This is a genomic window from Sulfurimonas indica, from assembly GCF_009192995.1.
GTDB classification, from domain to species: domain Bacteria; phylum Campylobacterota; class Campylobacteria; order Campylobacterales; family Sulfurimonadaceae; genus Sulfurimonas; species Sulfurimonas indica.
On record NZ_SDID01000001.1, the window covers coordinates 168,057 to 194,355 of the forward strand.

Below are 26,299 nucleotides of genomic sequence, written 5' to 3' on the forward strand. Positions count from 1 at the left end.
TAGACCTTTTATCTTTTTAAACCAGGAATAGCAATCTCACTACCCTTAGCCTTATCAGTAAGATAAATTTCAAGTGCTACCATCTCTTTTGAACCTAAAGGAATCACTTTAAGAAGTGCATTTTTCATACATCCTTGAAAACGGCGTTGAAAAGTTCTCAGTGATGACTTTGTCATTCTGTATGCAGGCCACGTTGCAGCAGCTTTTACACCTTTTGAGCTCAAATCTGGAAGAGGTTGTGTTCTTAAAACTCTTCCGATTACATCAGGAGAGTGACAAGAGTTACATGAAAGACCACGTCCACCACGTTTTGTCATAAATGTTTTCTCACCAAGAGCATACATCTCTTTCATTTGAGGGTTTGCATTTACATCAATGTTGATTGGCTCATCATTTGCAATAGATTTCACATATGCGACCATTGCGAACATATTTCCACTTTTAAGTTTGAGTGGTTTATGCCCACCGTCTGCCATCATTGCTTGTAGCACTTGATCAAGTCCTACAACCATATCAAACTTTTTAATATAACGCGGGAAACCTGCGATATATGAAGGAAGTTCATCTTCACTTACACCAAGATATTTTGCAAGACCTTCGTCTCCACCCATATAACTTAGTAACTCTTCACCATCTGCAATCATAATATCTGCTGGATTGTTTTCTGACATTTCAGCATACATTGCACGGTCTGCATCGCTCATTGCAAATTGTTCACCACCAAATGATAATGAAGCAAGCATTGCAACTGATAGAGCTATTTTAATACCTGTTTTCATCTGATTATCCTTTTGGTTTAATCTTTTTACTTTTCTCGTGTACTTCACCAGTGTTGTCTGTATATGTAACTGTAAGTTTCCCTTTACCATTTACTTTCATATAGATAGTAAATACCGGATTTACAGATAATGATTCCCAAACTGTCATCGTCGTGATATCTTTACCGTTATAGTTAAACTTCACACTGTTGATGTATTTTGCAGGGATGATTTTTTTCGTTTTCTTATCTTTCCCCATACCTGTATCCATTGGGTGCATTACCATGAAACTTACTTTTACAATTTCACCGTCTTTATATCTTTTTGGTTTGATCTTAATCAGTGATTTTCTTTCTTCTGCCATTTTCATATCCTCTTTATTTATTTTTTATCTTGTTTCTCTGATTGAAATATCAACCACATCCACCAATAGTTACTTTTACACTTTGAGAAGCGATTAAAAACTCACCATTGCTAAGTTCTACAAGACCAACAACCTCTTGCGTTCCACCAAGTTTGATACGCGTTGAGAAGTAAGCTTTTCCATTTGCAGGTGTAAGATTCACATCAATACAACGTGCATTTGAATTTTTTGTAGAGAGTACGTGGATTGCTTTTACATAGTCTGAATCTGTCATAGGAGAATCAACTTCAACAGTTACAGGAACAACTGCACCATTCTCAGCGATTTCTGGAACTTTAAGTTTTACTTTGCTTGATTTAACAGGAGCTTTCCCACCTGTAATAGCATCAACAGCTACTTTATAGTCCATCTTGTTTGGACTTACCGGTTTTGGCGCATCTGCTGCGAAACTCATAACAGGGATAACTGCACCTACAGCTGCCACTGAACCTATTTTTTTAAAAAAATCTCTTCTTTGCATTGTTTACTTTCCTTTAGTCTTATTTTGGAGCTACGACAAATGACGTAATGTCACATATCTCTCTTGGAGTAAATAGCTTCGTTGTTAAATTGATAGTCATATGTGTATCTGGATTGTCAATACGAGCATCGGCAATTTTTTGGAAAACAAACTGATAATCTCTTGCACCACTGTCGATGAAGTTCTCTTTATAGTCTGTTAAATCAGGACCGATATTACCAGCACCACGTGCGCCTTCAATATTATGACAAGCTACACAGTTTCCATACTGTTTTGGTGGGATTTTATCGCCAGACATATATGTTTTACCCGGTTTCATTTGTTTACGAGATAAACCTTTTGGAGGGTTTTTCTTCGCTTTTTTCCCATTTAGATTATTAAAGATATACTCACCTCTAGCAATCGCAGCCGGATCACTTGTTATACAACCTGCTGGCATTGTAAATACCTTTGGTGGTGCCAACAGATCTTTTTCTATCATCTTACTTGCATCTGGATGCTCTATAACTTTGCTGTAATCTGTAGCAAATAGTGAAGCTCCTACAAGCAATGACATCATTACTGTTTTGTTCATTCTTGTTCCTCCTATATATTTTCAGGAACAAGTTTAACTACTGAATGTAAAATGAATGTAAAATCAGATTTTTTTATAGTTATTTATTTGAAGTATGTGGAAAGATATAGAGAAACAGGCTTCCCTGCTTTAAGTTTGACTCGATTTTAAGTTCAATATTCTCACTGTTAATGATGGATTTTACAATATTTAGCCCTATTCCAAAACCACCTTTTGATGTATCTTCACGATAATAGCGAGAAAATATCTTCTCAACTTTCTCAATTCCTACACCATAATCTTTAAAAGAGAGATGACATCTCTCATCTTTCATATAGAGTGCTATATCAATTTCTGAGTTTTCATACGAATACTTAATCGCATTGGAGATATTATTATCAATAAGACGCTGCAGTTGTTTTTCATTCATATGTACACTGCCACAATTGGAGATATCTGCATTTATCTTAATGTTTTTCATTGCCGCAACTTCAGAAAAGTACTCTACCCTCTCATTTAAGAACTTAGCAATATCAACATCTTTTTTTTCATGTTCAAGTCTCTCATGCTTGATGAGATAGTCCATATCATTATAGATATTTGAGAGTACTTTTGCAGCTGCCTTCATTCTCTGCATATATTTATTTGGTTCATTTTTACGATTATAGAGATCTATGTTAACGTTGATAATAGAGAGTGGTGTATTAATCTCATGCATCGAGTCTTTTATGAAATTATCAAGCTGCTTGTTCATTTTTTGAAATGGTTTGGCAAAGGTCTTAAGAAAGTAAACACTCAAGATAAATACCAAAATAACTATGCTAAATAAAATAAGAAGTACTTTTTCATAAACAGAAGCATACGAAATCGTATTATGTACGACAAGATAACTTGCACCGAAATATCTCTCTTTTGGAAGCTTTACAACCAAATAGGCATCGTTACCATCCAAATAGTAACCATTTTTAAAATACTTTACAGGATGTTCTATCAAAGTAAAAATTGCCTGAAATTTCTCATCATAAAGACCTGATTCAAAAGTCTTAAATCGGGGATACTCAAAAAATTCGTCATTTTGGTCATACGCTTGCATCGCTTTAATAAGCAGCAGAGACTTCTCTTTTAAAAGCAGTTCATTTTGAATGGCATGAATATTTTTCATATAGACCATATAGTAAAAAAGCGGCGTGAGCAGTATTATACTAATAAGTGCCGAATAGATAAGTGCATATTTTGTAGAGTACTGATTATCTTTCAATAATGTATCCTAAGCCACGTCTATTTTGTATGATATCATCCGGCAGTTTCTTTTTGAGATTGTTGAGCTGTACACGAATGGTTGCCGGTTCAACATACTCTCCCCACACCTCATCTTGAAACATCTGTGTTGATACTATGGAGTTTTTATTTTTGATGAGTACTTCTAGCAGCTCTTTTTCTGTCTTTCGAAGCACTATCTCTTCACCATCCTGCGTGAGCTTGCTCTTTTTAAGGTCATACACTACACCAGAGCCAAGTTCTACTATCGAGCCATCATTTTGTAAATGCGATGCCAAAGCCTGATCTATTCGAAGTTCTAACTCTTCAAGATCAAAAGGTTTTCTGATATAGTCACAACAGCCACGCTTGTAGCCCTCTTTAAGATCTTCCATCTCTGTCATCGATGTTAAAAAGATTGCAGGAATTTTTATGCCGTCTTCTCTAAGCTTGCGTAAAAACTCAAAACCGTTCATCGAAGGTACATTGACATCTAGAAGTAAAATATCATAGCTTTTATCATATACGGCATCATACGCTTCTGCTCCGTCCATATAGCCATCGACTTCATATCCGATATCATTCAAAAACTCTTCGATGCTGATTCGCAGTGAATATTCATCTTCTAAGAGCAGTACTTTCATTTTATCTTCCCATCTATTTTTTTTACTATTTTACGATTAAGCATCATCTGTATCAGCTCATCTTTGGAGTATTTGTCAAATTTTTCATAGGCCTCATCAAAAAAGACCTCTCTGTCCTCTTTATCTATAACATCCTGCAGATAGACAAGAGAAGATGCCGAATAGTTCTCATAGACATTGTTCTCATACCTCTGCTGTTTTACTATATCATACAAAGAGCTTCTTGTAATATTGATTAAAAAGGAGATATCATCTTCGGGATTTCTAAAGTAGTTAAGATAACGCTCTGGTAGAACAAACACAAAACCGCCAATGATCTTTCCATCACCATCACGCATATTTTCATAAAAGATATACTTCCCATCCTTATAAACAACACCACTGAGCTTTAACTCTTTAAAGTCAATCGTGTGTAGTGTTTGCAGATGCGCATAGTTATAGTTTCTGTTTGCCAGTATATACTTGTCAATACTAAGGTTTTGCATCATAAGCACTGCTGTATCTGTATGCTTTACATCTAGCAGTACATACAGGTCCACCCCGATAGAACTAAAAAAATCGGTGATGGACTTAAAAAAGGAGATAGACTCTATAAAACCCAAAAAATTTCCCTCTTTATAAACAGGAACTGTTGCTTTAATGCCAAGTCTGCGCCCCACTTCTATAGAAGTACGTGGTGCTTTATGGGTATCAAAGTACTTTAGGTCTGTTCTATAATCTCCAATTGGCATACCTGCATAGATATCATCCCAGCTTCTTGCAAAGATATTGAGCTCTTTTGTGATAACCTGCGTACGGATTCTAGAGCCTGTATTTTGTTGGATACTTTTGGCAATATCAGAGATGATTTTATAGCCTAAATCTTCATCATCATTTTCCAGTGCATCAATTAAGCCTTTGTTTTTTGAGAGCATCAAAGCAATACGCAGATCTTCCATCTTGTGTGTTTTTAACTGACTCTCCAAAGTCAAACGCATCTGATCCATAATATGGTATATCTTCTGTTCTTTGACCTCATTTTTATAGTAATAGGTTGAGAGTAAAATAATGACAATTAAAACAGAGAAGATAAGCACTATTTTCTTTAACAAACTTTTTACTACCTCATTAAAGATAATTTAGATGTTTTAAAAAAACATCCGGTTCGACAAAACCAATAAGCGTTTTTGCCTTGATAACTTTTCCGTCTTTATCAAAAAAGATAAGAGCAGGTGGTCCAAAAACACCATATGCTTTTGAGAGCGCCTTCTCTTTTTCACCATTCTGTGTTACATCAGCACGAATCAGTACAAACTCACGCAACTTCTCCTCTACACGAGAATCTGCAAAAGTCACCTCTTCAAGTTCCTTACATGCACTGCACCAATCAGCTGCAAAATCCAGAAGTATCTTTTTACCTCTATTCTTCTCTAAAAGTCTATTGAGCTCATCCAAAGAAGTTACCCTTGTAAACTTGAGCGCTTCTTTTCTCTCTACTGTAGAGCTCATTGCAACACTTTTTACTTTTAAAAATCCAAGCGGTTGTGTCATACTTGGTGCACCTGCAAGTACTCCGATAAAGAGTGCAAGTGAATAAAGAAACATCAATAGTGCAACAGTGCGTTTAAAAATATGCCCCTCTTTATCAAATACACCAAGATAGAGTGCAAAACCAAGACCAAGCATTGCATAAAGCAATGTTGTTATATCTGATGATACAACTTTTTCAAGCATCCATACTGCAACACCGAGCATAAGCACACCAAAGATAGCGTTGATCATTGTCATCCATGCGCCCGGTTTTGGCATAAATTTACCGGCACTCACCCCAACTAAAATAAGTGGTATACCCATACCAAGACTCATTGCAAAAAGAGCTGCTCCACCCAAGAGTGCATCACCTGTTTGACCAATATAGACTAAAGCACCTGCAAGTGGCGCTGCTACACAAGGCCCAACAATCAGAGCTGAGAAAAAGCCCATAATCGCAACACCAATAAATCCACTGCGATTTGAGTTTTGAGAAACACGCGATACAAGTACATCTGGAAGTTTTAGTTCATAAAAACCGAACATAGAAAAAGCAAGTGCAACAAAAACAGCTGCAAAACTGTACACAACCCATGGTGTTTGTAATGCAGCTTGAAGATTTGAGCCAAAAAGCCCAGCAAAAACTCCCGCTATTGTATATGCTACTGCCATTGCAAGTACGTAAACAAGTGAAAGTCCAAACGCTTTTTTCGTTGTCAATCCCTCACCTTGAGAGATAATAACACCGGAGATGATAGGAATCATAGGAAAAACACACGGTGTCAATGAAAGAAGCAGTCCAAAAATAAAAAATGTTGCAAGCACAACTAAAAAACCACTAGATTTGATCGTATCTGCTATGAGGTCTGTTTCTGATTTATTTTGTAGACCCTGTTCACTCTCATTCTTTTGTGTTCCTGCAGGAGCCACAACTCCCTTATTTGACAACTTTGCACTGTCAACTTGAAGTGTAAAAACCTTTTCACTGGGCTCATAACACAGACCCTGTTCTGAACATCCCTGATACTCGACTTTAACTTTAACATCCTGCATACCTGCAAGAGCTTTCTCTTTTTGAAGTGTGAGTACAAATTCAGGTGATTTCAGATAAACAGCATCACCCATATGTTCAACCGATTCCGGTGCAACTATCTTTTTAATCGAGATACCATTAGCTTCTAAAAGAGATACATTAAGTTTATCTTTGTAAAGATATATCTCCGGTGCTATCTCTATGCCAACGAGTATTTGCGACTTTTCATCCACTTTGGCATAGGGTTTAAATGCTTCATTTGGCATGAGAAAATCTGCTGCGTGAAGCGTGAAAAGAGTTGCTAACAACAATGTCAACACTTTTGTAAATATCTTCATAGAATGACCTTTAGTAATTTTAAGTAAGAACTATACAATCTTTTTGTGTATATTTTGTGTAACTTGTATTATAATGTCAAAAAATAAAATAAGAGTAAATTATGAATATAGATTTAGATACTGAGATATGCGTGTGTAATTCACTCACTATTAAAGATATAGCAGAGTGTATCAAACAAAATAATCTTTCAACGCTCCAGGAGGTCTTGGATAATACAGAGATGCCAATCGGTGACAAGTGTGAAGCGTGTCATGACGAAGGATATCATAATGACGGGCTCAATATTCCAATGGTTCTTGCTATGGTCAAGAGTGGACGCGCTTAGGAACTTCAATTATAAATGTACTCTGGTTATCAGATGACTCAACATCTATCTTACCGTTAAACTGTTTCTCAATTATCATTTTGGACATATACAGACCCAATCCTGTACCATTTTTTCCTTTGGTACTAAAATATGGTTCAAAAATTTTCTGGAAATTCTCTTTTTTAATACCACCTGCATTGTCACTGATCTTAATTATTATCTTATCTTCTTTACTCTCTATTTCTATGATTATGTATCTGTTTTTTGAGCTTCCTGTTTCATAGGCATCTATGGCATTGTTTAAAATGTTTAAAAAGACCTGTATCAGCTCATTTGCGTAAACATGCACTTTTATCTGCATATTTCCCTGCAGTTCCAGTGATATCTCATCTTTTTTGAGTCTTGGTTCAATAAAACTGACACACTTCATAATAAGCTCACCGATTTGTATTTCAACGGCCTCTTTTGCCGGATGAAAGTAGGTTTTAAAATCATCAATAGTATTGGAGAGATATATTATGGAGTTACTTATCTCATCAAGTATCTTTAAAAGCTCCTCTTTTGTAATCTTTTCACCTATCATCTCTTTGAGCTGAATACTTGATATTTGCAGAGTGATTGTGTTAAGTGGTTGTCGCCACTGGTGTGCTATCATAGAGATCATCTCCCCCATAACGGCCTGCTTGGACTGAATCGTTAAGATCTCATCTTTTTGTATCAGCTCCTCAATCTTCTCTTGTACAGTAGCCTCGAGCGATTCATTAATCTCACGCAGCTCTTTTGTTTTTTCATAGACCTGTCTCTCAAGCTCTTTATTGAAGTTTTTAAGTTTACGTTGATAGTAGATCATGATAAGAACTATAACACCCATGAAAAAAAGAGTTTTGAGTGCCAGAGAATAATCGATTGTTGTTTGATACCTGCTTATTCGCCAGGAGTTTCGAATCGATTCAATTTTCTCTTTTGAAATATGCTTGAGAGCTTTGTTGATGATGGAGTAAAGAGTCTTCTCATCTTTTTGTATACCGATACTTCCCTGTATTGGTCTATCTTTTGCCAAAAAACCACTTATTTTGAGTTTACCGTAACCATATTTGTCAATAAAATAATCAGCTTGTTCATCCAATGTAACAATTGCGTATGCCTTGTTATATAAAACATCCCGTACCATCTTGTTCTTATCATACTCAACTTTTATACGTAAATATGGATAGAGGTATTTGAGATATGCTCTAAAAGAGTCCTTTTGAACTATTAGGACCTTATCTTTTAGCAGTGTCGGGTCATCCACAAAAGAGCGTTCCAACTTACTCAAAAGAGCAAAACTTGTAGCACTGAATGGAGGTGTTACTTGGATAGTTGTAAACTCTTTGTTTGCCGTTGCGACAACCGAAAGCATCTTACATTTTTTATTTTGGAGATTCTCCATCAAATCTTTTTCAGAAGCAGATGCGACAGGAGTAAACTCAAGTGAGGTCAGATTTGAAATGATTGAAAATATATCTCCCATCTCTCCGGTAAGCTTGTCATTTTTAATCCCATCGAGTGGAAAAAGATCATAGTTTATACAGATATCTATCTTTTTATTATTATTGATGTAGTTGAGCTCTTTATCGCTAAACTGTAGCGCAGCTGTATCTGTTTTTGGATGAAAGAGGTAATCATCCAAGCTTTTTTCATTTTGTATATGATACTCTTTTAAAAAGAGCTCTTTTTGTTTTTTCAAAAAACTTCTGTCAATGGAACCAAGCTCATAGGTATAGGGTAAAATTAGTTTTTGAACACCAAGGGCCTCTTTTTTTATACTCTCTTTTGAGAGTTTTATCTGATATTTTTTTTTGATAATATCAACCAACTCATCTTTATGAGAGAGTGCATACTGCCACCCTTTTAATGAAGCATCACGAAAAGCTTTTGTTCGCCCGGGATGTTTTGTCGCTTCTTCTTTGGATGTAATGAGTTCAAGCTGTAAGATATAGAGATTATCATCACTTGGGTCAAGTACATTGTAGTGCACTCCCAGATCATCAAGTTTATAAAGCTCATTCGAGACAAAAGCGGTCATTGCATCAACTTTTCCCTGAGCAAAATCATCAACACTGTAACTGTGAGGAACAAGCTCTACATCATCAACACTGACACCATAACCACGCAGATAGAGACCAAAGTTGAGCATAAAATCATCTTTTGTTGTTGCCATAATCCGTTTAGTTACTAAATCCTTGGGAGATTTAATCTCCGGTTTTGCTACCAAAACCAAAGCAGCCCGTTTGAAGTACGATGAAAGCAGGACCAAAGATTTACCGCGCAGATACTCTAAAAGTGCCAAGGAGTTGTAGATGCCGTATGTTGCCTTGCCACATAAAACATCATCTTCAATATCTATGCCATCTTCATATTCACGCAGCTCAACATCAAGCCCTACATCTTTATAAAACCCTTTCTCCTTCGCAGCTATAAAACCGGCAAACTCAAACTGATATTTCCAATGCAGTTGCAGTGAGACTTTTTGAAGCTCTTCCCTGTTATGATGATTGGCAAAAAGCGTTGTTACAAAAAGGGAAAGTAAAAGTAAAAATTTCATTGAAAAAACTACTTTTGTATACTTTTTAGGACATCTTCAAAACTGCCACGCACTATCTCTTTAACTGCGCAGGATATCATTAGGTTGAGAGGGTATGCAAAGTCCTCTATAGCTCTGTTTTCATTATCTACATAGTAACCGTTGACTAAATTTTTTTCATCATCATCAAAGCATTCTATGTAATCTCCAGTATCTTGCATATATACATAGACCTCCTTACCAAGTCCATACGCATATCCACACTCCCATATTGTCCCACTGTCTGGCTCTTTTCCACGAAACGGGTTTACATTTGCTATAACAATATCCGCTTCTTGAATCATTGCTTGATTTGCTTGAAATATATCCTGTGCTATTTTTTGTTTCGGCTGAGAAAAATTAACTACATTATCAAGTGGATAAAGTCCTTCATAGCCATACTCTTTACATAATGCAATCAGTCTTTTTCCTATCTCTATGGAATCTTTTTCAAAAACATCAGGACCTGCAATATAAATTTTTTTCATTTTTAAACACTCTCTAATATAATGCAACAATAATATCATATTTTTAATAAAGACGACTCAAAATATAAATAAATTTTTAACTTCAATAACTTAAGCGTAAAATTAGTCCTTTTTGCATATTCTACATTTAAAAAAGAGAAACAACTATGCCAAACAGATTAGCAAATGCAGACTCTATGCCAAACAGATTAGCAAATGCAGACTCTCCATATCTGCAACAACACAAAGACAATCCGGTAGATTGGTGGCCATGGTGTGACGAAGCCTTTGAGACTGCAAAAAAAGAGAACAAAGCCATCTTTATCAGCATCGGCTACTCTTCATGCCACTGGTGTCACGTTATGGAAGAGAAAGTCTTTGAAAATGAGGAGTGCGCAAAGATTTTAAACGAGAGCTTTATCTCCATAAAAGTTGACCGTGAAGAGCGCCCTGACATCGATAAATATTATCAAGAGGTCTATATACTTCTAAATCGCCGTGCAGGTGGTTGGCCGACTTCAATTTTTTGTACACCCCAGAACAAACCGTTCTTTGCAGGAACATACATCCCGCCTGAGTCACAACAAGGTAGTATTGAGGGAATGGGATTTATCGAACTTACCAAACTTATTGCACGCAAAGTAAAAGAGCGTGATCCTAAACTCTTACAAAATGCAGATGAGATAGAAAACTTCATCAAACAGCCTGAGCATCCAAAAGAGGCAACAGTACTAAAAGAGGAGTTTTACAAACCATTCCTCACACAGGCAAAAAGCAACTACGACACACGTAACGGTGGTTTTTCAAGATCTCCAAAGTTTCCACATGTATCAACGCTTTACGCTCTGTTAACAATTGATAGAATCTATGAAGAGAAAAGTGTTAAAGCAATGGTAACAAATACTTTGGACAATATGACAAAAGGCGGCATGTACGACCTCATTGATGGAGGATTTTGTCGTTACAGTGTTGATGAGCGATGGCTTGTACCTCACTTTGAGAAGATGCTCTATGATAACGGACTGTTGTGTGGAGTCTATACAGATGCATACTTGTTATATGAAGATGAAAAGTATCTCAAAACTGCCAAAGAGATAGCTGACTTTTGGTATAACTATATGAATGAAGAGAATCTTTTCTATTCAGCAAGTGATGCAGACAGTGAAGGCCAAGAAGGTACATACTTTGTTTACAGCTATGAGGAGGTCTTTAGTGCACTTCAAGAGGCAGGATACAATAATGCCGAGCAGATGTGTCAAGAGATGGACATTTCACATCATGGTAACTTTGAAAATGCTAAAAGTATCGTACGTTTTGAAAATGGCATACCGGAGTGGTTTGATGATGTTAAGATCATCCTCCAAAAACTTCGTGCCGAGAGGGAGTATCCATTTATTGACAAAAAGGTACAAACCTCATGGTCTGCAATGCTTATCAACTCACTTTTCAAGCTTGGAGCGATTGACAGTAAGTACCATACAAAAGCCAAAGATTCACTTGATGCTCTTCTTGCTACTATGTATAAAGAGGAGAGACTCTACCATACAACACTCATTCATAAAGAGCCAAAAGTCGAAGCTTTCTTGGAAGATTATGCCTTCTTGGCACAAGCACTTCTTACTGCTTACAAATATACACAAGATGAAATGTATCTCATCACTGCGCACAGACTTGTAAACAAAGCACTGGAGAGATTTTATGACAAAGGTCTATGGAATTTCAGTGACGGTGAATTCAGTGTCAAAGCTGAAACTACAGATAACACATATACATCTTCAGTCTCTATTATGATTGATTGTATGCTTACGCTCTCTACCCTTTTAGAAGATGAGAAGTATGCTCATTTTGCCTTTAAAACGATGGAGTACAACTCTTATGATCTAGGCAGACGCCCTATCTATTATCCATATATGCTCACGCAGGCACTGCGATATTTAAAAGAGGACAGAATGATAAAAAGCTCGTTAAATAATTTTACAAACAATGCTTACGAGTTGGCAAAAATCCGCTTTCCTTTTGTACTTTTTAAAGCAGATGAGAGTGATGCATATATGATTTGTGGTAAAACAAGCTGTTTTGCCAACACTAATGATGTAAAAGAGATAGATAGGCTCATTAAAAACTCTTTTTAACCCAAATTATGTCATAAAAATTTCTAAAATTTAGCTATGTTTGTGCATAAGGGATATTTAGTAAAAATACTAAGCTACCTTATTGGTAGTATGTATTTTTAATGAATGTTCATTATGTGCAATGATAGTTGAAGTTTTTAATTTCATATGGCATAACTTGGGTTTAATCTTGAAAGTTTTATAATTGAGTGAAGGGGTCCACTTATGAATAAAACAAAAGAGAAACAGATAAAACATGTCAAAGGTGACAGAGTAGCTGTCTGGAAGAAAAAAGAGACCATAGCGTATGAGAATGAACTCAAACGTCTTCAGATTGAGCTGCTAAAGATGCAAAACTATGTAAAAGATACAGGTAAAAAAGTACTGATGATTTTTGAAGGGCGTGATGCCGCAGGAAAAGGTGGAACGATAAAGCGCATTACCGAGCATCTTAATCCTCGTGGTGCCCGTGTAGTTGCACTTGACAAACCAAGTGATATCGAAAAGACACAGTGGTATTTTCAGCGTTATGTACAGCATCTCCCAGCTGCTGGTGAAATCGTACTCTTTGACAGGAGTTGGTACAACCGTGCGGGAGTTGAGCCTGTTATGGGATTTTGTACACAAGAGGAACATAAAGAGTTTTTACATGAAGTACCCGAGTTTGAAAAGATGCTTGTAAACTCAGATATAAACATCTTTAAATTTTACTTTTCAGTCAGTAAAGATGAGCAAAAAAGACGTTTTGAAAAACGTCGTACAGACCCACTCAAACAGTACAAACTTTCTTCTGTTGATGAAAAGTCGCAGGGATTATGGGACAAATATACTATTGCAAAATACTCTATGCTCTTAGCATCCCATACAGAACATGCTCCATGGACTGTTATTCGTTCCAATGACAAAAAAAAGGCACGCATCAATACAATCAAACATATTTTAAACCATTTTGACTACCCAGATAAGATAGATAGGAAAAAACTCAAAGCCGATGAAAAAATCCGCATCCATGCAGATGATGAGATACGTATTATGGAGACAGAGATGACATTGAAAAAGACAAAGAGCTAAATCAGCAGAGTGTTAAATTATTTTAGCTATAATCCTCTTTTTACAAAGAGGGTTTATATGTTAGAAATGTTCAAAGATTTAGGCAAATATATATTTATGATTGAGCTTGGCCTCAAATACAAAAAAATCTTCAAACAAACTTTTTTTCATCCATTTATTACTCTGAAATATGGTTATAAAGAGCTTTCGCGTGCACGTGGCCAATACTCTAACAAAGTGCTTGACTTTTTAAATATAAACGTAAAACTCATAGGCGAACTGCCAAAAAAAGACAAAATCCTTTATGCTATCAACCACCGTTCACTTCTTGATATCATTGTTATGGAAAATATCTTCTCACGTTATAAGAAAAACGGTACATGGATAGCAAAACAGGAACTTTTTGAAGACCCGATTTATGGCAAATTTTTTGAATACAGCGGATGTATAGCAGTTGATTTGGAAAACAAACGCGGACTTCTCAACTTCTTTAAAACAATCAAGAAAATATTTTCCAAAGTCGATGATATGAATCTCTATATCTTTCCTGAAGGGGAACGTTTTAAAGGTGATGGTATCCATAAGTTCCAAAGCGGTGCCCAAAAGATTGCAAAAGCAAACAATCTTGATATCGTTCCTGTCTATATCAAAGGGAAAAATGAAGAGGTCTTTAAAAATGCTCCCTATGAAGAACCTTATAGTGTTGAAGTTTATGTAGGTGAGATTATCAGCCATGAAAATCTTGAAGAGAAATATTTGAAATTTTATAACAACATTGAAAAGAGTGCTTCATGAGTAAAATGACCTTAGGTGTAAATATAGACCATGTTGCAGTATTGCGTGAAGCACGCCGTGTTAATGACCCGGATATCCTTCAAGCTCTCTATGTAGCATGTGAAAATGGAGCAGATCAGATAACAATCCATCTGCGTGAGGATCGCCGGCATATTCAAGACAGTGATGTAAAAAATATCTTATCACACTCAAAATTACCGGTAAACTTGGAGTGTTCTATCAATAAAGATATTTTAGACATTGTAGCATCACTACGTCCACATCGTGCCACACTTGTACCTGAAAAACGGGAGGAAGTGACAACAGAAGGTGGTCTTGATGTTTTGACATACAGTGATGAAATTCATTATGCTATAGAGCAACTCCATGATGCACTCATCCCTGTTTCACTCTTTGTGGACCCGACAGTTGAGGCGATGGAGAAGTCAAAAGAGTTGGGTGCTGAAATGGTTGAGCTCCATACCGGTCTCTACTCCAACCTTTTTGCAATGCTGCACTCAAATCTTGCACACTCAAACCACTCCGTAAAAGAGTTGGAACTTCCTCGATATGAGCTAGAAACTAGGCTTGAAAAATCACTCCAAGATATTAAAATAGCAGCCCTACATGCAAAAAAGATAGGCCTTGAAGTCGCTGCAGGACATGGACTGAACTATCATAATGTCGATGCTATTATGAACATTGATGCCATTACAGAACTCAACATTGGTCAAAGTATTATTGCTCGTTCAGTATTTAGCGGTTTGGCTGAAGCTGTAAAAGAGATGAAACGCCTTACTACACGATGAGTCAGCAAACCATAGCTGTCAGTGTCGGAGACCTAAATGGTATCGGCATTGAGATAGCACTCAAAGCTCACGCAGAGATATCAAAGCTCTGCCACCCAGTTTACTGCATAAACAGAGAACTTCTTACGCAAGCTGCAAAGCTGCTTGATACTGCCATTCCAAATGATATGCAACTCTATGAAGTAGCAGGCAACTTTAGTATAGAAGCAGGAAAAGTCACTCAAAAGAGCGGCAGATACTCGTATGACTCTTTTATGACAGCAGTAGAGCTTTGTGAGACAGATAAAGCTGATGCGGTTGTTACACTCCCGATCCATAAAGAGGCATGGATGAAAGCAGACTTAGAGTATAAAGGTCATACAGACCTGCTTCGTAAACATTTTGGCAAAGAAGCTATTATGATGCTTGGTTGCCCTCAGATGTTTGTAGCACTCTTTAGTGAACATATTCCACTCAAAGAGGTTGCATCTGCACTGAGCTATGAAAAGCTCAAAACTTTTTTACTGGACCTACACAACTCTATCCAAAAAGAAAAAATAGCAGTTCTCGGACTCAACCCTCACGCAGGAGATAATGGTGTACTTGGTAATGAAGAAGAGATTATCACAAAAGCCATTGAAGATGTGAACCAAGAAGTAGCTTTTGAGCAGTTTATCGGACCTGTTGTACCTGATGTAGCCTTTGCACCCTACTTTCGAAAGAACTACAACTATTTTGTAGCGATGTATCATGACCAAGGCTTGGCACCACTCAAAGCACTCTACTTTGATGAGAGTATCAATATCTCTCTCAATCTGCCCATTATCCGCACATCGGTAGATCACGGTACGGCCTTTGATATTGCTTATAAAAACAGAGCAAATACTCTCAGCTATATCAATGCTGTAAAAAGTGCTATAGAGTTTACAAATAACTAAAAGATAATTATTTTCCTTTAAGATTTTTTTTGTTATACTTTTGTAACACAAAAGACAATATACTTGTCTTGAAAGTTAAAAAAAGAAGGAAAATAAAATGAAAAAAATCGTAGTACTCGCTTTTACAGCCGCTTCACTGATGGCAGGATCACTTATTGATGATGCAAAAAACGCTGGTCTAAAAGCTATTCCAGAGTCTCCAAGTGAGCTTTTAAAGCTTATAGACAACCCTAAAAACCCTATAACAAAAGCAAAAGTTGAACTTGGTAAGAAGCTTTACTTTGACCCACGCCTTTCAAAAAGCGGTCTTATCTCATGTAACTTCTGTCATAATCTCTCTAAAGGTGGAGATGATGGTATGCAAGCTGCAATTGGTCATAAATGGACAGCAAATCCTCACCATTTAAGCTCACCTACTGTATATAACTCAGTATTTAATGAGAAACAATTCTGGGATGGTAGAAGTCCAGATCTAGAAGACCAGGCTCAAGGTCCTATTCAAGCAGCACCTGAAATGGCAGCAACACCACAGCACGTTGTAAAAACTGTGACTTCTATGCCAGAATATGTAAAAGAGTTTAAAAAAGCATATGGTGATGATGTAAAAATTACTTTCAAAAAAGTTGCAGATACGATTGCGACATTTGAGCGTACACTTGTAACACCTTCACCATTTGATGCATTTATGAATGGTCATGAAGATGCTATGACAAAAGAGCAAAAAGAGGGTCTTAAAACTTTCATCCAAGTAGGTTGTACAACGTGTCATAACGGTGTAGGTATCGGTGGTGGCATGAATGCATTTAATGTTACAGCTACATACAAATATATGAACGTTGGTGACTTTAAAGGTGATAAAAACGGGATGGTTAAAGTACCAACTCTTAGAAACGTGACAGAGACCGGACCATATTTTCACAATGGTATGATTCCAACATTAAAAGATGCTATCAAAGAGATGGGACGCATTCAACTTGGTGTAAAAATCAGTGACAAACAAGCAAAATCGATCGAAGCTTTCCTTGGTGCTCTTGATGGTAAAAAACCATATATCAAAGTGCCAATGCTTCCGGCAACAAATGACAACACACCAAAACCAGTTGTAAAATAACTTCTTCATAGTAGCTTGAAAGCTACTATGAAACTCCTTTCTCCTTATCTGTTTTTTTCCATATTTTATAAAAATGATGTATAATCACTCTATATACTTAAAATATGGAGGGAAACATGTTTACTCTCACAGATGAAGAAAAAAAAGAGCTCAAAGAGATAGCTAAGCTGGCACTTTATGAAGCGGTACTGCAAAATAAGAGACTCCAACTCGACACAAGCAAACTCCCTCAAAAATTCAAAGAACATCTTGGTGCTTTTGTCACACTTAATGAAAATGGACAACTTCGTGGCTGTATCGGGCGTTTTGAACCAGACCAACCACTCTATGAGGTTATCATTGAGATGGCGATCTCTGCTTCACGCTACGACAACCGCTTTACACCCGTTACACCGGAGGAGTTGTCAAGCATTGACATTGAAATTTCAGTTTTAACGCCAAGGGTACGTGTCAATTCTGTTGATGATATTATTGTTGGTAAACATGGCATCTATATCTCCTATGGAGGCAGAAATGGTACCTATCTACCACAGGTGGCTACTGATATGGGATGGGATAAGGAGCAGTTTGTTCGTAGTTGCTGTATAGAAAAAGCAGGAATACCACCCCAGCACTGCAAAGATGCAGAGCTTTATGTCTATGAGGCTATCGTCTTTTAGTCTCTGACAGGTATATAGGCAAAACCTTCATTTTGCTTATCAATCAGACCGATTGTAGAGTTTGGAACGATTTTCACAAACTCTACTATGTCTTTCTTTTCTAGTTTATTTCTCTTCATAGCAGCACCACACATAATAAACTCAACCTCATATGTATCGCTCATAGAAGCTATTCTTTTTTTCAACTCTTTATAGTTTTGCACCAACTTTTTGTCATCTTTAAATAGTGTGCTTTTTATATCTTTTACAAAAAATCTGTATGCACCGCCATGAATGACAACAGCTACTTCAAGCTCTTTTAGATTACTTTCATAATGGCTCTTATTGTAAGTAATACCTTTGAGTATATTTTTTTCAAATTTAGCCATATTACTCGTAGTTAAATCATAGACAACTTTTGGATTTTCCTCATCGCCAAAGGCTGCACCAATAATAAGCACTAAAAATATCAATATTTTTTTCATCAAACACTTCCTTAATAAAATTTAAAAAGTGTAGCATCTATTTGTAAAATAAATATAAAAGAAAAAAGTTATGAAGTATTTAAAGTGAGCCAAAAGGCTCACGCAAGGTTTTATAGAGTCTCTGGAGTAAGTCCAACTTCTTCTAAATAGTGACGCAGTTCGACAATAGCATCTTTTGAAAGTGTATTTCCCTGATGTGGCAATGGCATAGAAAACATTTTACCATTTACATGAATCTTTGCATGATGTTCTTTTGTTAAGTCAATCTCTGCTCCATAATGCTCTAACGCATGTAATAGTTTCTTTGAATCAATATTTCCAGAGATTGGATGATCAAAAATTTTTTTGATTTTTTCTTTGTGTTTACTCATATGCAAAACTCCTTCTTTGTATATATTATAATTATCGCTTTTTAAAGATTAAAAGCGTCTTATCTTCCGTATCATAGAGAGAAAATGTCTGTTTATCTACCAGTTTTAATCCACTTAGTTTTTGAAAAAATTGAATTTTATGAAAATACTGCACAATCGTATCTTGATACTTAGTATATCTGCCATCTTCACCCTTTTCAAAAAGAGTAAATTTCGTATGGAGCTCATTGTTTTCAAACACTGCATCTACACTTAAGAACTCACTTTCACTATCACTGCTCATTGTACCCTCAGCGACATCAGAAAAACCATAGAGTGTATTGATATCTGCAATGAAGATACCATCATCATTCAGTTTATCAGCCATTGCTTCTAAGAATTCTAAGAGCTCCTCTTTTGACATAAAGTTCAGTACATCAAAAATGCTGACAATCGCATCATACTTCCCCTTTACATCTTTTGCATCAACAGACTCAGCATCAAGTCCTTTTGCCTTGCACTCTTCAACCATCAGAGTACTTAAATCAACTCCCTTACACTCTACACCATCACTTATCATACGCTCCATAAAGCCACCACGACCACAGCCAACATCAAGCAGTGTTTTTACATTGTAGTCATCAAGTTCTGAGCGATAGAGGTCATAAAGCGCTTCAGTTGCTTCTTCTATGCCTAAAAGATGTTCTGCTTTTGCATAAAGGTCTAAGTTTGTCATCTATGCTTTATTCTCTTCTTGAATAACATCACGGATTTTCTCATAGATATCAAGCACTTCATCTTTTTTTGCGATATAGGAATTTTTATTTGCTATGAGGTATGTTGAACTTGTCATAATATCTTCTACAACTTCTAAACCGTTTTGCTTCATCGTTGTACCAGTTTCGACAATATCAACGATCATATCAGCAAGTCCAATAAGAGGAGCAAGTTCAATGGAACCATAAAGCTTAATAATCTCAACACTAACAGCTCTCTCTTCAAAGTAACGTTTTGTGATATTTACCATTTTAGAAGCAACTTTAAGTTCAGGTTTTGTCAGGTCAAGCTTTTCACCTTTTTTCATCCCGATAGCTACTTTACAGATACCACGACGAAGATCTAAAAGACGCACTACATCAAGGCCCTGCTCTTCTAAAGTATCAAGCCCTACGACACCGATATCTGCTGCTTGATGATAAACATAGGTTGCGACATCCTGATTACGTACAAGTAAAAAACGAAACTTTGGCGTCTCTAAAATCAATTTTCTATCATCAAATTTAAAACTATCACCAAAGATAGTCTCAAAAATCTCTAAAGTCTCCTTGGCAATACGACCTTTAGGAAGTGCAACAGTTAGCATTAAAACAGCCTTTAATTTTTTTGAAATTTTATCTAAAATAAACTCAAAAACTAATAAGTTTGAAAATATTTTTTTTCAATATCTGATACTGATAAAATATTCTCTTTTTCCAAGTCTATATTGACAACTTCACACAATATATTTTTCTGTTCTACAAGAGCTTTAATAGAGTTCTGAATTTTTTCAATTTGACACTCTTTATTGTCCAAAAAAACAAAATCATCTCCAAAAATTCTAAAAGCATTAGAATGCTCAAAACACTGTTTGAATATAGCAGCTATTTGTCTCAAAAGCTCATCACCCTGTTTCCAGCCATACTCTTTGTTATATTTTGAAAAATTTTTCAGCTTGAAAATATGTAAAGAACTATACTTTTTTTCAAATTGATTTCTTACCAACACAACTTCAAGATAGTGCTGATTGTATAAATCTGTTAACATATCTTTATAGAAATATGCAAATCTCTCTTTTTCAATTTCTGTTCGAGGTAGCTGATCTATATTTTCATCTATAACTACATTTTTTAGCACATTAGAAGCAGCATCAACAACATCAGGATTGAATAAAATTCCTTTTAGACTCATCAACTCTTCAAGAGCCTCTTGAACCGTTTTTCTTCCTTTATATATCCGATTTGTAGTCATTGCATCAAATGTATCTGCAACGGCCATAATCTTTGCTAAGGGTACAATCTCACTGTCGTTTAATGCTCTGGGATAACCACTTCCGTTATATCTTTCATGATGCGCATATACGATTTCTGCCAATTCCTTAAACATAGGAATATGGGTAAGCAAACGATAACCGACATCCACATGTTCTTGTATTAGTTTATATTCCAGCTCATTGAGTTTATGAGGGTTGAGAAGAACAACATCAGGTGTCGCAACTTTCCCGATATCATGTAAAATTCCTGCTTGATAAACTTTATCACAGTCATCTTTAGAAAACCCCATCTTCTCAGCTATTATTCTACTATAATTTGCGACCCTTTGACTATGCCCTGCTGTATAGGTATCACGATCCTCAATCATTTCAACCATAGAAAGTAATGTCTTTTCATAATTATATTTTTGAAAATGAATCATACTGTTGAGTTCAGACGTTTTTTGTTCAACCATACGTTTTAAGTGTTTTTTATACTCTTCATTTTGTGCATATTTATATATTTTTTCTACTATTTTAAAAAGTTCATAATTTAATTGTTCATAATTAAAAGGTTTGATAATATAACCATCAATACCTATTCTAATCGCCTTAATCATATATTCGGCTTCACTATGTGCAGTAGTTATTAACACTGTTTGCTCTTTATGTAATGCCCGGATTTTTTCTAGCATTTCCAATCCATTCATCTTTGGCATTGATAAATCGGTTATAACAATGTCAAAATTTCCACTTTTATAGTATTGAAGCCCTTCTTCACCATCTTTAGCGACTCTAACCTGTTTAAAAAACTTACTTAAATAGTTTGTCATTTCCTTTTGAATTAAAAGATCATCTTCTACATATAATATTGTAAATTTTTTTCCTAGTTGTTGAAGTAACTTTAAATCCACTGCTGATAACCTTGTTAAAATATTTATTTTTAATTATATCTTAATTTTGATAAATAACAATTTCTCAACAAACCACTAAATGTCCCTAAAATATGGACTACACTCTGTATTGCAAAAATACAAAATTATGCTAAAATAAAAATAGTTTTAAAGATTCGTATCAAATAAAAGAGAGAAAATGAAAAATTTCATATATGTTGGAATTGGTGCTAGTGCCGGTGGTCTACAAGCTCTAAAAAAATTGGTCTCAAAGCTACCCGGTACATTCAACTATGTTTATATCATAGCGCAACATTTAGATCCGAATAAAAAAAGTTCTCTTACAGAAATTTTGACAAAATATGCCAATATGCCTGTAGAGACAATTACACAAAACACAAAGTATAGTGCTAATCATATTTATATCATTCCGCCAGGGCATAATATTATATATAAAAAACATCATTTATACTTGCAAAAGACAGATCTTCAGATACACAACCCGACTCCATCCGTAGATAAACTTTTTGAAGCTTTGGCACTTTATAAAAAACAAGACTCTATTGGAATCATATTAACAGGTTCCGGTCATGATGGAACACAAGGCATTAAAACAATTAAAGAGTACTCAGGCATCACTATCGCTCAACTACCGCAAGAAGCATATTGCAAAAGTATGCCTCAAAGCGCAATAGAGTCTCATATGATAGACTATATTTTAACTATTGATGAAATCGCTGAAGAGCTCACTCATTCACTATATACAAAGCTACCGGCTCCATTTAAAAAAATCCAGAACCTATTACATACAAAAGAAAAATTCAATATAGAAAAATATAAAAATGAAACTATTTTACGCCGTATCAACAAAAGAATGTTACTTGTCAATGTAAATACCTTAGATGAATATTTAGCCTATTTAAACGAACATCCCAACGAGCTTCATCTTTTATATCAAAATATATTGATCGGAGTTACAGAGTTTTTTAGAGATCCAGAAGCCTTTGACGCTTTAGAGGATGAAATATATATTTATCTCAAAGATAAACCAGACGGCTATATATTACGACTCTGGTCTATTGCCTGTTCAACAGGAGAAGAAGCCTACTCTCTTGCGATTTTGGTCTCAAAGGTAAGTGAAAAGCTTAACAAAGAGTTTGATGTACATATCTTTGCAACTGATATAGATGATAAAGCTCTGGAGAGAGCACGCAATGGTATCTATTCGGCTGAGGCTGTTCAAAAAATCGATAAAAACATACTGAGTAAATATTTTATTAAAATCAATAATGATTATAAAATAGTGGAAAAAATCCGCAAACAGATTATATTTACAAAACATAATATCTTGAATGAGCCTCCCTTTATCAATCAAGATATCATTAGTTGCAGAAATTTACTAATTTATATACTGCCTGAAGTACAACAAGAAATTTTTACACTTCTACACTATGTGCTTAAAGACAAAGGAATCTTATTCTTAGGCTCTTCAGAGTCCACACTGACAAGCATACGGTATTTTGTAGCTTTGAACTCTCAATATAAAATATATATGAAAGAAAGACTTGAGAATCCTCCTAAAATTTCGTCACACTATTTTTCAAAACATTTAGAAGAGAATAACAAAGCTTTAGAGCAACGTATCCATAAAAAAGATGATCTTAATATTGAACATGATTTAGAAAAAAATATATTTGACTTTTTTGCACCCAACTGTATCGTTATTGACCATACCTACAATATAGTATATAAAAAAGGTTCACTGCCATTTCTCCATATCCCTGATGGCTTTATCAGTTTAAATATACTTGATAATTTACACCAATCTCTTCGCTATGATGTTAATCGTATTATAAAGCAAGCTTTTCGACTAAAAAATACGCAAAAAAGTAAATTTATAGAAATTACTTTGGAAAACAAAGAAAAATGTTTTATTAGAATAATAGCTTCTCCATATAAAAAAGAGAGCTCACGTCAAATGCTTTTTCTCTATTTCCAACTTTTATCTGCTGATGAATTACAATTTAATACAGCAGATTTAAAACTTCCCGATGAATCTTTTGTCATCAAAAGTCTCACAACACAACTTGCACAAATCCAAGAAGAGAACCGTTTACTCTCTGACGAGCTTATTGTCACAAAAGAAAATATGCAACTTTTAAATGAAGAGCTGCAAAGTTCCAATGAAGAGCTACAAAGTTCCAATGAAGAACTTGAAACATCAAACGAGGAGTTACAAAGTTCCAATGAAGAACTTCACATATCAATCCTTAATGAGCAAAAACTGCAACAACAACTATCAAGTATCCTCAATGCAACTCAAGATGGCATTATTGGGCTAGATTTGCAAGGAAATCATACATTTGTAAATGATGCAGCTATTAACATTTTAGGATTTTCAAAAGATGAACTGCTCAATAATAATGCACATAAACTTTGGCATCATACAAAACCAGACGGTTCAAACTACCCTTTTGAAGAGTGTACTTTACATAATCATCTCATCAACAAAGAATCAATCAGGACCGAAGATCTCTTTTGGAAAAAAGATGGTACACCTATAAATGTTGAAGTGTTACAAAATCCTATTGTAGAAGATGGAAAACTTATAGGGGCAGTTCTCTCCTTTCATGATATAACAGAGAAAATCAAACTCAAAAAAATTGCAGAGCATGAGCATAGATTAGCAGAGCTCTATATGAACATAGTAGGAACCCTTGTCATGACTCTTGATATAGATGGGAATATTACCATGATAAATAAAGAAGGAGCAAAACTTCTTGGTCTTTCTCAGAATGCCGTAATTGGTAGAAATTGGTTCGAGACTTTTATCTCTTCTGATATTAGAAATGAACTCAAGAATATGTTTGACAACATGATAAGTGGATTGAAAAAACTAGTTGTACATCATACTAATAAAATCATTGATATAAACGGAGAGGAGCACCTTATCTCCTGGACAAATAATTATACTCGAGATATTAATAATAATATCACAGGTATTATCAGTTCAGGAATAGATATAACAAAAGAAGAAGAGCTTTCAAAAAAACTTTTTGAACAAGAACATTTATATAAACTTACTTTTGAGGAAGCAGATATCGGAATAGCCCATACTACACTTGATGGCACATGGATAGATACAAATGAATATATGAGCCATCTTTTAGGCTATACAAAACATGAGTTTCAACAAATGACAGTTTCACAAATCACACATGAAGATGATAAGCATACAGACCAAATTATGATGCAACAACTTTTAGACAAAGATAAAAACAGTTATCATATTGAAAAGCGATATATTCATAAAAATGGAGATATTATATGGGTATCGCTATCTGTTGTTGTTTTAAAAGATGAGAACAAAAATCCACTCTATTTTCTGAAAATAATACGTGATATTTCACAATTGAAACTACTAATGTATCAACTTGAAACAGAAAAAGAACGCTTTGAAAAAATTATTGACTTTACTCCTATTCCTTTAATGCTCTACAAACAAGACGGTGAAATCATTTTACTTAACAAAGTTTTTACAGAAACCACTGGTTATACTCAAGAAGAGATCTTAACAATTGATGAGTTGATAACACAGCTTTTCCGGCATGAAAATGCTGAAAAAAAATCTGAAATAAAACAATATTATAAAAATCCACTCAAAAAAATACATGAGCAACAGACAATTATCACAAAATCAGGAGGCAAGAGAATCGGTATATTAAATGCTGTATCACTTGATAATTGGAAAACCACTCAAACAATATATTATCTCATTGCGATTGTGGATATTACAGACTTACAGAAAAAAGATGAACTCATGATAGCACAATCTCGTCAAGCGGCTATGGGAGATATGCTAACAATGATAGCCCATCAGTGGAGACAACCCTTAAGTGTCATTTCAATGCTTGCAAATAACCTGAAAGTAAAAAAAGAATTACATGAAGAAATAACACAAGAAGATATTAGCCATCTTATAGTTACACTGAACAAACAGACAGATTATCTTTCTCATACGATTGATGATTTTAGAGATTTTTTTAAACCAGACAAAATAAAAGAAAAAACTTCGATAGATGCTATTCTTAAAAAAACAACAACACTGGTAGAAAAATCTTTAGAAGATAATAATATTAAACTAGAGATATCAAGCCATCCTAGCATCACTATCACAACTTATCCAAATCAGCTTATTCAAACTATAATAAACCTTATAAACAATGCAAAAGATGCAATTAAAGAACACACTCCAAACAATGGGCTAATCAAAATCTCTGTTTCTCAAGAAAAAGACAATGTAAAAATCACTATTTGTGATAACGGAGGAGGAATTGATCCAGATATTATAGATAAAATTGGTCAGCCTTACGTAACAACAAAATCAAAAAACGGCACAGGACTTGGACTCTATATGTCTATAATCATTATTTCAAAACATCTTGGAGGTACACTTGAGTGGCAAAGTGACAATATAGGGAGTTGCTTTGATATCACTCTGCCAAACAACTAAAAGCTTAGTTCTTAGAGGCAAGAACCTGTAAAATAAACTGTGTAAATCCACCTACATCCATCTAACTTACTTAGTATATTTTTCCATAATTTCACTGAAAAATATACTAAGTTGAGGGTAAATCTCACTCCAATTTCTTATTTTAGCAGATTTCCATTTTTCCTGAACCTCCTGAGTTGCTAGATATAAAAGTTTAAAAGCAGAATCTACAGTTGGGAAAGAACCTTTGGATTTGGTTTTTCGTTTGATGTAGATACGCATCAACTTGGCCACCCGTACGCATTAAC

Annotated in this window: 25 protein-coding genes; 9 read left to right on the plus strand and 16 right to left on the minus strand. The window is 35.2% G+C overall.

The genetic code is table 11. From position 1 onward, the window contains the following. Positions 1–8: 8 nt before the first annotated feature. The 8 genes from soxA to dsbD form a co-directional block, all read right to left on the minus strand. Entirely contained in the window at positions 9–779 is a 771-nt protein-coding gene (gene soxA, locus ES948_RS00910) for a sulfur oxidation c-type cytochrome SoxA (protein ID WP_152183039.1), read from the minus strand. A 4-nt stretch (positions 780–783) separates the two neighbouring features. Further along, complete coding sequence (gene soxZ / locus ES948_RS00915; RefSeq protein WP_152183040.1) at positions 784–1,122, minus strand: thiosulfate oxidation carrier complex protein SoxZ; 339 nt, start codon at positions 1,120–1,122, stop codon at positions 784–786. Positions 1,123–1,171: 49 nt separating this feature from the next. Further along, positions 1,172–1,642: a thiosulfate oxidation carrier protein SoxY gene (gene soxY / locus ES948_RS00920; protein ID WP_152183041.1), complete on the minus strand. Its 471-nt coding sequence runs from the start codon at positions 1,640–1,642 to the stop codon at positions 1,172–1,174. A gap of 19 nt (positions 1,643–1,661) precedes the next feature. Then, a complete protein-coding gene (soxX, locus tag ES948_RS00925) occupies positions 1,662–2,216 on the minus strand; it encodes a sulfur oxidation c-type cytochrome SoxX (protein ID WP_152183042.1) in 555 nt (184 codons plus the stop codon). A gap of 79 nt (positions 2,217–2,295) precedes the next feature. After that, complete coding sequence (locus ES948_RS00930) at positions 2,296–3,453, minus strand: sensor histidine kinase (protein WP_152183043.1); 1,158 nt, start codon at positions 3,451–3,453, stop codon at positions 2,296–2,298. After that, on the minus strand, positions 3,443–4,096 hold the full coding sequence (locus tag ES948_RS00935; RefSeq protein WP_152183044.1) for a response regulator transcription factor: 654 nt from the start codon (positions 4,094–4,096) through the stop codon (positions 3,443–3,445). Before ES948_RS00935 ends, ES948_RS00930 begins: the two co-directional genes overlap by 11 nt. Then, positions 4,093–5,187 (minus strand): cache domain-containing protein, encoded by a 1,095-nt coding sequence (locus ES948_RS00940; protein ID WP_152183045.1) that lies wholly within the window; start codon positions 5,185–5,187, stop codon positions 4,093–4,095. Before ES948_RS00940 ends, ES948_RS00935 begins: the two co-directional genes overlap by 4 nt. A 16-nt stretch (positions 5,188–5,203) precedes the next feature. Continuing rightward, positions 5,204–6,976, minus strand: coding sequence for a protein-disulfide reductase DsbD (gene dsbD / locus ES948_RS00945; RefSeq protein ID WP_152183046.1), 1,773 nt, complete (start codon positions 6,974–6,976; stop codon positions 5,204–5,206). A gap of 101 nt (positions 6,977–7,077) precedes the next feature. Here dsbD and ES948_RS00950 point away from each other — a divergent pair, with 101 nt between their 5' ends. Beyond that, the gene (locus ES948_RS00950) at positions 7,078–7,302 is read left to right on the plus strand and encodes a (2Fe-2S)-binding protein (RefSeq protein WP_152183047.1); all 225 of its coding nucleotides are present in this window, start codon (positions 7,078–7,080) and stop codon (positions 7,300–7,302) included. Here the strand turns inward: ES948_RS00950 and ES948_RS00955 are convergent. Further along, positions 7,283–9,868, minus strand: a complete 2,586-nt coding sequence (locus ES948_RS00955) for an ABC transporter substrate-binding protein (RefSeq protein ID WP_152183048.1) — start codon at positions 9,866–9,868, stop codon at positions 7,283–7,285. The two genes, ES948_RS00950 and ES948_RS00955, sit on opposite strands and share 20 nt — an antisense overlap. Before the next feature lie 8 nt (positions 9,869–9,876). Then, entirely contained in the window at positions 9,877–10,374 is a 498-nt protein-coding gene (locus ES948_RS00960; protein ID WP_152183049.1) for a nucleoside 2-deoxyribosyltransferase, read from the minus strand. Between the two features lie 146 nt (positions 10,375–10,520). On the opposite strand from ES948_RS00960, the gene ES948_RS00965 reads away from it, so the two are divergent. The 7 genes from ES948_RS00965 (at position 10,521) to amrA (ending at position 17,784) form a co-directional block, all read left to right on the plus strand. Continuing rightward, a complete protein-coding gene (locus ES948_RS00965) occupies positions 10,521–12,485 on the plus strand; it encodes a thioredoxin domain-containing protein (protein WP_246153789.1) in 1,965 nt (654 codons plus the stop codon). A 204-nt stretch (positions 12,486–12,689) separates the two neighbouring features. Further along, on the plus strand, positions 12,690–13,535 hold the full coding sequence (gene ppk2 / locus ES948_RS00970; protein ID WP_152183050.1) for a polyphosphate kinase 2: 846 nt from the start codon (positions 12,690–12,692) through the stop codon (positions 13,533–13,535). A 57-nt stretch (positions 13,536–13,592) separates the two neighbouring features. Next, the gene (locus ES948_RS00975; RefSeq protein WP_246153790.1) at positions 13,593–14,309 is read left to right on the plus strand and encodes a lysophospholipid acyltransferase family protein; all 717 of its coding nucleotides are present in this window, start codon (positions 13,593–13,595) and stop codon (positions 14,307–14,309) included. 5 nt (positions 14,310–14,314) lie between these two features. Beyond that, a complete protein-coding gene (locus ES948_RS00980) occupies positions 14,315–15,097 on the plus strand; it encodes a pyridoxine 5'-phosphate synthase (protein ID WP_188109411.1) in 783 nt (260 codons plus the stop codon). Further along, positions 15,094–16,014, plus strand: a complete 921-nt coding sequence (gene pdxA, locus ES948_RS00985) for a 4-hydroxythreonine-4-phosphate dehydrogenase (protein ID WP_152183052.1) — start codon at positions 15,094–15,096, stop codon at positions 16,012–16,014. Before ES948_RS00980 ends, pdxA begins: the two co-directional genes overlap by 4 nt. 97 nt (positions 16,015–16,111) lie before the next feature. Beyond that, on the plus strand, positions 16,112–17,125 hold the full coding sequence (locus ES948_RS00990) for a cytochrome-c peroxidase (RefSeq protein WP_152183053.1): 1,014 nt from the start codon (positions 16,112–16,114) through the stop codon (positions 17,123–17,125). 116 nt (positions 17,126–17,241) lie between these two features. Beyond that, on the plus strand, positions 17,242–17,784 hold the full coding sequence (gene amrA / locus ES948_RS00995; RefSeq protein WP_152183054.1) for an AmmeMemoRadiSam system protein A: 543 nt from the start codon (positions 17,242–17,244) through the stop codon (positions 17,782–17,784). Here the strand turns inward: amrA and ES948_RS01000 are convergent. The 5 genes from ES948_RS01000 to ES948_RS01020 form a co-directional block, all read right to left on the minus strand. Then, positions 17,781–18,248: a DsrE family protein gene (locus tag ES948_RS01000; RefSeq protein ID WP_152183055.1), complete on the minus strand. Its 468-nt coding sequence runs from the start codon at positions 18,246–18,248 to the stop codon at positions 17,781–17,783. The genes amrA and ES948_RS01000 overlap by 4 nt on opposite strands. A 110-nt stretch (positions 18,249–18,358) precedes the next feature. Next, on the minus strand, positions 18,359–18,619 hold the full coding sequence (locus tag ES948_RS01005) for a hypothetical protein (RefSeq protein WP_152183056.1): 261 nt from the start codon (positions 18,617–18,619) through the stop codon (positions 18,359–18,361). A gap of 31 nt (positions 18,620–18,650) precedes the next feature. Next, positions 18,651–19,334, minus strand: coding sequence for an SAM-dependent methyltransferase (locus tag ES948_RS01010; RefSeq protein ID WP_152183057.1), 684 nt, complete (start codon positions 19,332–19,334; stop codon positions 18,651–18,653). Next, entirely contained in the window at positions 19,335–19,961 is a 627-nt protein-coding gene (hisG, locus tag ES948_RS01015; protein WP_152183058.1) for an ATP phosphoribosyltransferase, read from the minus strand. Between the two features lie 50 nt (positions 19,962–20,011). Then, positions 20,012–21,520 (minus strand): bifunctional diguanylate cyclase/phosphohydrolase, encoded by a 1,509-nt coding sequence (locus ES948_RS01020; RefSeq protein ID WP_152183059.1) that lies wholly within the window; start codon positions 21,518–21,520, stop codon positions 20,012–20,014. A gap of 178 nt (positions 21,521–21,698) precedes the next feature. Here ES948_RS01020 and ES948_RS01025 point away from each other — a divergent pair, with 178 nt between their 5' ends. Further along, positions 21,699–26,012 (plus strand): PAS domain S-box protein, encoded by a 4,314-nt coding sequence (locus tag ES948_RS01025; protein WP_152183060.1) that lies wholly within the window; start codon positions 21,699–21,701, stop codon positions 26,010–26,012. A 66-nt stretch (positions 26,013–26,078) separates the two neighbouring features. Here the strand turns inward: ES948_RS01025 and ES948_RS01030 are convergent, their stop codons facing one another. Continuing rightward, positions 26,079–26,276 (minus strand): hypothetical protein, encoded by a 198-nt coding sequence (locus ES948_RS01030; protein WP_152183061.1) that lies wholly within the window; start codon positions 26,274–26,276, stop codon positions 26,079–26,081. Between the last annotated feature and the right edge of the window lie 23 nt (positions 26,277–26,299).

What these genes read in the sequence shown, in the direction of transcription:
- ES948_RS00980 (WP_188109411.1), top strand. Translation starts at nt 14,315, where the DNA reads ATGACCTTAGGTGTAAATATAGACCATGTTGCAGTATTGCGTGAAGCA.
- ES948_RS00990 (WP_152183053.1), top strand. Translation starts at nt 16,112, where the DNA reads ATGAAAAAAATCGTAGTACTCGCTTTTACAGCCGCTTCACTGATGGCA.
- soxX (WP_152183042.1), bottom strand. Translation starts at nt 2,216, where the DNA reads ATGAACAAAACAGTAATGATGTCATTGCTTGTAGGAGCTTCACTATTT.
- ES948_RS01010 (WP_152183057.1), bottom strand. Translation starts at nt 19,334, where the DNA reads ATGACAAACTTAGACCTTTATGCAAAAGCAGAACATCTTTTAGGCATA.
- ES948_RS01025 (WP_152183060.1), top strand. Translation starts at nt 21,699, where the DNA reads ATGAAAAATTTCATATATGTTGGAATTGGTGCTAGTGCCGGTGGTCTA.
- soxA (WP_152183039.1), bottom strand. Translation starts at nt 779, where the DNA reads ATGAAAACAGGTATTAAAATAGCTCTATCAGTTGCAATGCTTGCTTCA.
- hisG (WP_152183058.1), bottom strand. Translation starts at nt 19,961, where the DNA reads ATGCTAACTGTTGCACTTCCTAAAGGTCGTATTGCCAAGGAGACTTTA.
- pdxA (WP_152183052.1), top strand. Translation starts at nt 15,094, where the DNA reads ATGAGTCAGCAAACCATAGCTGTCAGTGTCGGAGACCTAAATGGTATC.
- ES948_RS00975 (WP_246153790.1), top strand. Translation starts at nt 13,593, where the DNA reads ATGTTAGAAATGTTCAAAGATTTAGGCAAATATATATTTATGATTGAG.
- ppk2 (WP_152183050.1), top strand. Translation starts at nt 12,690, where the DNA reads ATGAATAAAACAAAAGAGAAACAGATAAAACATGTCAAAGGTGACAGA.
- ES948_RS01000 (WP_152183055.1), bottom strand. Translation starts at nt 18,248, where the DNA reads ATGAAAAAAATATTGATATTTTTAGTGCTTATTATTGGTGCAGCCTTT.
- ES948_RS00965 (WP_246153789.1), top strand. Translation starts at nt 10,521, where the DNA reads ATGCCAAACAGATTAGCAAATGCAGACTCTATGCCAAACAGATTAGCA.
- amrA (WP_152183054.1), top strand. Translation starts at nt 17,242, where the DNA reads ATGTTTACTCTCACAGATGAAGAAAAAAAAGAGCTCAAAGAGATAGCT.
- ES948_RS01005 (WP_152183056.1), bottom strand. Translation starts at nt 18,619, where the DNA reads ATGAGTAAACACAAAGAAAAAATCAAAAAAATTTTTGATCATCCAATC.
- ES948_RS00935 (WP_152183044.1), bottom strand. Translation starts at nt 4,096, where the DNA reads ATGAAAGTACTGCTCTTAGAAGATGAATATTCACTGCGAATCAGCATC.
- soxY (WP_152183041.1), bottom strand. Translation starts at nt 1,642, where the DNA reads ATGCAAAGAAGAGATTTTTTTAAAAAAATAGGTTCAGTGGCAGCTGTA.
- ES948_RS00955 (WP_152183048.1), bottom strand. Translation starts at nt 9,868, where the DNA reads ATGAAATTTTTACTTTTACTTTCCCTTTTTGTAACAACGCTTTTTGCC.
- dsbD (WP_152183046.1), bottom strand. Translation starts at nt 6,976, where the DNA reads ATGAAGATATTTACAAAAGTGTTGACATTGTTGTTAGCAACTCTTTTC.
- ES948_RS00950 (WP_152183047.1), top strand. Translation starts at nt 7,078, where the DNA reads ATGAATATAGATTTAGATACTGAGATATGCGTGTGTAATTCACTCACT.
- ES948_RS00960 (WP_152183049.1), bottom strand. Translation starts at nt 10,374, where the DNA reads ATGAAAAAAATTTATATTGCAGGTCCTGATGTTTTTGAAAAAGATTCC.
- soxZ (WP_152183040.1), bottom strand. Translation starts at nt 1,122, where the DNA reads ATGGCAGAAGAAAGAAAATCACTGATTAAGATCAAACCAAAAAGATAT.